Source organism: Magnetococcales bacterium (assembly GCA_015231925.1).
Classification (GTDB): domain Bacteria; phylum Pseudomonadota; class Magnetococcia; order Magnetococcales; family JADGAQ01; genus JADGAQ01.
Map to the genome: position 1 here is coordinate 1 of JADGAQ010000147.1, position 6,347 is coordinate 6,347.

Below are 6,347 nucleotides of genomic sequence, written 5' to 3' on the forward strand. Positions count from 1 at the left end.
GGGGTCCAGGGGGCACCCCTGGGACTTTTCTTTCCGCCGTTGACGTACCCACACTCCCTGGGGTCCAGGGGGTACCCCTGGGACTTTTCTTTCCGCCGTTGACGTACCCACACTCCCTGGGGTCCAGGGGGCACCCCTGGGACTTTTCCTTTGGCTACAGTCATGCCGCGCTGTACAGGGGTCTGAATAGTTACTCAATCCTTCGCGTTGGCGATATGGGTTTTCAGAAACGCGGCAAACGCCTCCGGCTCCAAGGGACGACTCAACCAGAACCCTTGCAGGAATTCACAACCCTCCTGTTGCAGAAACTCCCGCTGTTCCGGGGTTTCCACTCCTTCGGCCACGACTTCCAGCCCCAGACTGCGCGCCAGTTGGATAATGGCCCGGGCAATGGCGGCATCGTTGGGCATACCGGGAATGACCATGATGAAGGAGCGGTCGATCTTGAGGGTATCCACCGGAAAACGCTTCAGATAGGCCATGGAGGAGTAGCCCGTGCCGAAGTCGTCGATAGCCAGGGTGAAGCCCTGATCGTGCAGGGCCTGCAAGGTGGCGGTGGCGCTTTCGGACTTGTCCATCACCGTGCTTTCCGTCAGTTCCAGTTCGATCAGCGAGGGGGAAATCCCTTCCTCCGCCACGATGTCGCCGATGACGCGAGCCAGATTTTCCTGATGGAACTGTTTGGCCGAGAGGTTGACCGCCACCGTGAGGCGAGGCAGACCCATCTCCCGCCAGATGCGGATCTGACGGCAAACCTCCCGGATCACCCACAAACCGATGGGCAGGATGAGGCCGTTCTCTTCCGCCAGAGGGATGAACTGAGCCGGCGGCACCAGACCGCGCTGGGGATGATGCCATCGCAACAGCGCTTCCGCCCCGAAAAGACGGTTGCTGCCCACCTCCGCCTTGGGTTGGTAGTGCAGCCGGAATTCCTGGCGTTCCAGGGCGTGGCGCAGATGGTTTTCCAACTCCACCCGTTCCCGGGTGAGGCGGTCCATCTCCTCGGTGAAGAAACGATATTGACCCCGCCCGGCGTCCTTGGCGTGATACATGGCCGCATCGGCCCGTTTGGTGAGGGTTTCCGCCTCCGTGCCGTCATCCGGCAGCAGGCTGATGCCGACGCTGGCCCCCACGAATACCTCTTCTCCTCGCAGGTCGAAGGGCTGGGCCAGGCTGAGGCAGATGTTTTCCGCCACCCGGGCCGCCGCCTCGGCGTCACGGATATCCCGCAGGATCAGGATGAATTCGTCTCCCGCCAGCCGGGCCACGGTATCGTTTTCCCGCACCTGGTGTTTGAGACGACGGGCCACTTCCATCAGCAGGATGTCCCCGGCGGCGTGGCCCAGGGTGTCGTTGACGTTCTTGAAACGGTCCAGATCCAGAAAGAGAATGGCGGCCCGCTGATGATAGCGGCGCACGATGGTGATCTCCTGTTCCAGCCGGTCACGGAACATCACCCGGTTGGGCAGGCCGGTGAGGGGATCGTAAAAAGCCAGACGGTGCAGCTTCTCCTCCGTCTGTTTGAGAACCGAAATGTCGGAAAAGATGCCGATGTAATGGCTCAGTTGACCTCGGGGATTGCGCACCGCGTTGATGGTGAGCCATTTGGGAAAGATCTCGCCGCTTTTGCGCCGATCCCAGATCTCCCCCGACCAGTGGTCCTTCTCCCTCAGGGTTTGCCACATGGCGTCGTAAAAAGCGCGGTCGTGCCGTTCCGACTTGGTGACGTTGGGGGTGGCCCCGAGGATCTCCTCCCGGCTGAAGCCGGTGATGTCGCAGTAGGCCCGGTTGACCTCCAGAATACGGGTTTTCCCGTCGGTGATGACGATGCCTTCACTGGTATTTTCGAAGACCTGAGCGGCCAGCCGCAGATCCTGTTCCGACTTGCGGCGCAACAGCAGATTGCGCACCCGTGCCTGCAAAAGAGGCAACACGATGGGTTTGGTGAGATAGTCGTCCGCGCCGAGGATCAGTCCGGAGAGTTCGCTCCGTTCCGAATCGTCGGCGGTGACGAAGATCACCGGAATCTCCCGGGTGAGGGGATTGGCGCGCAGACGTTCCAGCACCTGATGACCGTTCATGCCGGGCATCATCACGTCCAGCAGGATCAGATCGGGGGTATCCTCACGAGTGGCCAGTTCCAGAGCGGACACTCCGGAGGTGGCGGTTTTGATGCGATATTGATTGCGCAGAGCGGAGGCCAGAACATGCAGGTTCTCCGGCAGATCGTCCACCAGCAGGATCAGTGCGGGGGAGAGGTCGGTATTCATGCGGGGGGGGCTTCCGACGGCAGGGCCATGGCCTGTTGCAGGAAGAAGAGGGCTCCGGTGTGGTCGAAACGGTCCAGCGCCTTTTGCAACCCGACCAGGGGATGGTGGGGAGCGACGCCGGCGACGAGAAGACGCAAGGTATGCATAAGCTCTTCCGGCACCAGTTCCTGTTCCTTGAGATAGGGTTCCAGCCGGGTCAGCAGCGCCCCCATCCGACCGGGATCCGCCGCAGAGGGTGTCACCGGGGACGAGATGACCGGCAGGAAGAGGTCGAGGGCCTTCAGGGTCTCTCCGAGGGTGGTCACGAAGACCTGCAGATCCCCACGGTTCTCCCGGAGTCCGGCCTCCAGCGCGGCGGCGGCCTGGGAGAGCGCCATGAGTCCCAGATTGCCGGCCTGCCCCTTCAGCGCGTGCAGCAGGGCCAGCGCCGGTTGACGCTCTCCCTGATCGAGCCAGGCCGCCAGTCGTTCGGCAACCGTGTTCTGCTCGGCGCGAAACACCGTCAGCAACCGGACCAGCAACGCCTCGTCCCGTCCCAGCAGCCGCAAGGCCCTATCCGCATCGAAGCCCGGCAAGTGACGGGGCAGAAGGGGTTCCCTGCCCGAGGCCGCCGGTTCCGGGCCGGAAGCACCGATCCAGGTGGAGAGTACCCTCACCAGCTCCTCCGGATCGATGGGCTTGGCCACGAAATCGTTCATGCCCGCTTCCTGACACAGACGCCGATCTTCCGGCAGGACCGCCGCGGTCATGGCGATGACCGGCAGTTTCAGACATTGTGGCCGTTTCCGCAAGTTTCGTGTTGCCTCCAGTCCGTCCATCACCGGCATCTGCATGTCCATCAGGACGGCGTCGCAGGTGTTGTCTTCCAGCCAGGCCAGGGCTTCCGCGCCATGATTGGTCACCTCCACCCGCCAGCCCAGCCGTTCCAGAAACTCCCGCGCCACCTGTTGGTTGAGGGGATTGTCTTCCACCAGCAGCAGTCGCCGCCCCCGGAAATCGACCGACGGGGCGGCGTTTTGCTCCGCAGGATTGAACGGATGGCTCTTCTCCGGATCCGACAGGTTCCTCAAGGCTTCGAACAACGCCGAAGGGGTGACCGGCTTGGTCAGGAAGGCGTCGACGGGCAGAGCGGGATACTCCGATTGCAGCAGCTCCCTGTCGAAAGCGGTCATCAACAGCAGACCGGGACGGGCGGCAAGCTTGCCGAGGGAGACGGCTTCTCCGATCCGACCGATCAGTTCAAGCCCGTTCATGCCCGGCAGACGCCAGTCGACAAGCAGGAAATCGAAGGCGGGGGCCGTGTCGGCGAGCAGCCGGGTCAGGGCCTCCTCGCCGCTGGCCGCGCTGTCGGCTTTCAGATGGTGCGATTCCAGAAGCTGGCAGAGAATGAGGCGCGCCGTCTCCTGGTCATCCACCACCAGGACGCGGCGTCCCTGCAGTGCGGCGGTTTCGGTGTCGTTCTCCGCAACCACGACGCCGGCTTCCAGAGTGAAATAAAACACCGACCCCTCACCGGGTGTGCCGGAGACCCGGAGTTCCCCGCCCATGGCCTCCACCAGATGGCGGCAGATGGCCAGTCCCAACCCGGTGCCGCCGTGCAGTCGGGAGGTGGAGCCGTCCCCCTGGGTGAAAGGCTGGAACAGACGCTCCTCCTGCTCCGGGGAGAGGCCGCAACCGGTATCGCGCACCTCGATGCGCAGTCGCAGGCGATCGGCCTGCTGTTCCAGTCGCGTCACCTTGAGATGAATCTCTCCCGCATCGGTGAACTTGACGGCATTACCCACCAGATTGTTCAGCACCTGGGTCAGACGAAGAGGGTCGCCCCGGATGGAACGTGGCACATCCGGAGCGATTTCGAGGAAGAGTTCCAGCCCCTTTTCGGCGATGCGCGCCCCGAAAAGATTGGCCACCTGCTCCAGAGGCTCCTCCACCCGGAAGGGGATGCTCTCCAGGGTCAGGTGGCCCGCCTCGATCTTGGAGTAGTCCAGAATGTCGTTGAGAATGCCCAGAAGCGCCTTCGAAGAGGTGTGAACCTTGAGCAGATAGTCCTTTTGCCGTGGGGAGAGATCGGTCTCCAGTACCAGTTGACTCAAGCCGATGATGGCGTTCAAAGGGGTGCGGATTTCGTGGCTCATGGTGGCCAGGAACCGGCCCTTGGCCTGGCTGGCCGCTTCCGCGCGGCTGGCCAGCTCCGTGGCCTGCCGGGAGAACTGCTCCAGCTCGCGATTGAGAAGGCGCAACTTCTCCTCGTCCTCCTTGCGCTTGCTGATATCCACCGACAGCCCCAGATAGCCGGTGATCTCGCCCTGGCGGTCCCTCAGCACCGAAACGGTCAACAGCACCGGAAAACGGCTGCCGTCCCGACGAACGTAGACCCATTCGGCCTCGTTGGGCAAATTCCGTTTGGCCTTGGCGGTGAAGACCTCCAGATCGGGGGGAATCGTCTCGCCGAGTTCGGCGGAGAGGGCTTCGGCCCGCAGGCGCATCTCCCGGGCATCATGAAAACTGGCCGGAGTGCGCCGCCCGATCATCTCCCCGGCTTCATAACCCAGCATCCTTTCTGCGGCATGGTTGAAGACGGTGATCAGCCCCCCGGGGTCGACGGCGATGATGGCGTGTCCGGCATGATCCAGAATGGCCTGCTGCAGGGTATAAAGCTCTTGCAGATGCCGATTGGCCTGTTCCAACTCGCGGGTGCGACTTTCCACCCGGTTTTCCAGGGTTTCCCGGGCCTCCAGCAGATGGGCGGCCATGTCGTTGAAGGCGGTAGCCAGATCCCGGCTTTCGCTGAACCCCTGGACCGGGGCGCGTTGTTCCAGATTTCCGGCAGCGATGTTCTGGCTGATCCGGGTCAGCCGATGCAACGGTGAAACGATGGCCCGGCCCAGAAAATAGGCGGCCAGCGCCGCCGCCAGCAGAGAGGCTCCCAGCAACGCCATGCTGAATCGACGCAGGTCGTGGGCCGGGGCAAAGGCTTCGTCACTGTTGACCTTCACGACCATGCCCCAGCGCAGCTCCGGCAGATAGCGCCAGTTGGCCACGACTTCGTAATCGGCATAATCATGGTCGATGCCCTGGGAATGTTCCCCCTGAAGGGCTTTTTGCATGGGTGTGGCGGATCGGGAAAGGGGAATTTTCAGGTTGAAAGCGGCATCCGGCACATGACGCAGGGGAACCATGTAGAGAATATCGTCGTCCACCCGCTGGGCCAGCACCGTTTCACCGCTTTTCCCCAGGCCGGTGGCATCGGTGGCCTCCTTCAGAAAGTTCTGCAGATCGAGTTGCAGGGCCAGGGTGCCCAGCACCTGTTTATCCTGGAAGATCGGTGCCACGATGAACGCCGCAGGTCGATTGCTGGGCGGGTAGGGACGAAAATCGCTGATGCGGGCCTCGTGAATCTTCATCACCTCCCGATGGGTTTTGACCAGTACCGTATCCCGCCAGGGCCCGGTTTCCAGATTGCTGCCCAGGTCCGCCTCCCCTGCCAGAGAGAAGACCACGTTTCCCAAGTGGTTGGTGAGCAGCAGATCGTAATAACCGGCATTTTCGGCATAGGCCGAAAAGAACTCCCGATAGATGGTGCGGTTGGAGAGGGGTTCCAGAAAAGACTGGCCCATGACCTTCAACATCTCCCGGGTTTGCGGCAGACTGGCCAAACCCCGGGCATCGAGGCGACGCTGTTCCATGTAGGAACGAATCTGCCCCATCTTCTTGTCGGCGATGGCGGCCAGGCTGTTGAAAGTGGTTTCCTGCAGGGTGGCTTCGAACTGATGGATGTAGACCCAGGCCAGAATGGCCATGGGCAGGGGAGAGACCAGCAGAAATCCCCAGAGCAGGTGCCAGCCGAAACGATGGCGGATCATGGGGTTCTCCATCTCCGGGGCGTTGCGGGAACCCGTGCGGTTCCCGACCTCACGGAAATGCTATGTATTCAACAGGGCGAAGGTCAAGCAGGATCGCAGCATTATCTCTTCCTGGCGGGCCGGTAGATTTTGGGGCAGGCTTGGGTTTTCTGATCCAAACCGGAGGAGCCCGTTTCATGAGTGATCATCCGAACGATGCGGACGAACTGTTTCC

2 protein-coding genes are annotated in these 6,347 nt (G+C 62.1%); both read right to left on the minus strand.

Annotation, left to right across the window (positions count from 1 at the left end; all coding sequences use genetic code 11):
• Positions 1-194: 194 nt before the first annotated feature.
• Positions 195-2,270 carry an EAL domain-containing protein gene (locus tag HQL56_14495; GenBank protein MBF0310729.1) on the minus strand — a complete coding sequence of 692 codons (2,076 nt, stop codon included), beginning with the start codon at positions 2,268-2,270 and terminating at the stop codon, positions 195-197.
• On the minus strand, positions 2,267-6,133 hold the full coding sequence (locus HQL56_14500) for a response regulator (GenBank protein ID MBF0310730.1): 3,867 nt from the start codon (positions 6,131-6,133) through the stop codon (positions 2,267-2,269). The genes HQL56_14495 and HQL56_14500 overlap by 4 nt, the downstream gene beginning before the upstream one ends.
• Between the last annotated feature and the right edge of the window lie 214 nt (positions 6,134-6,347).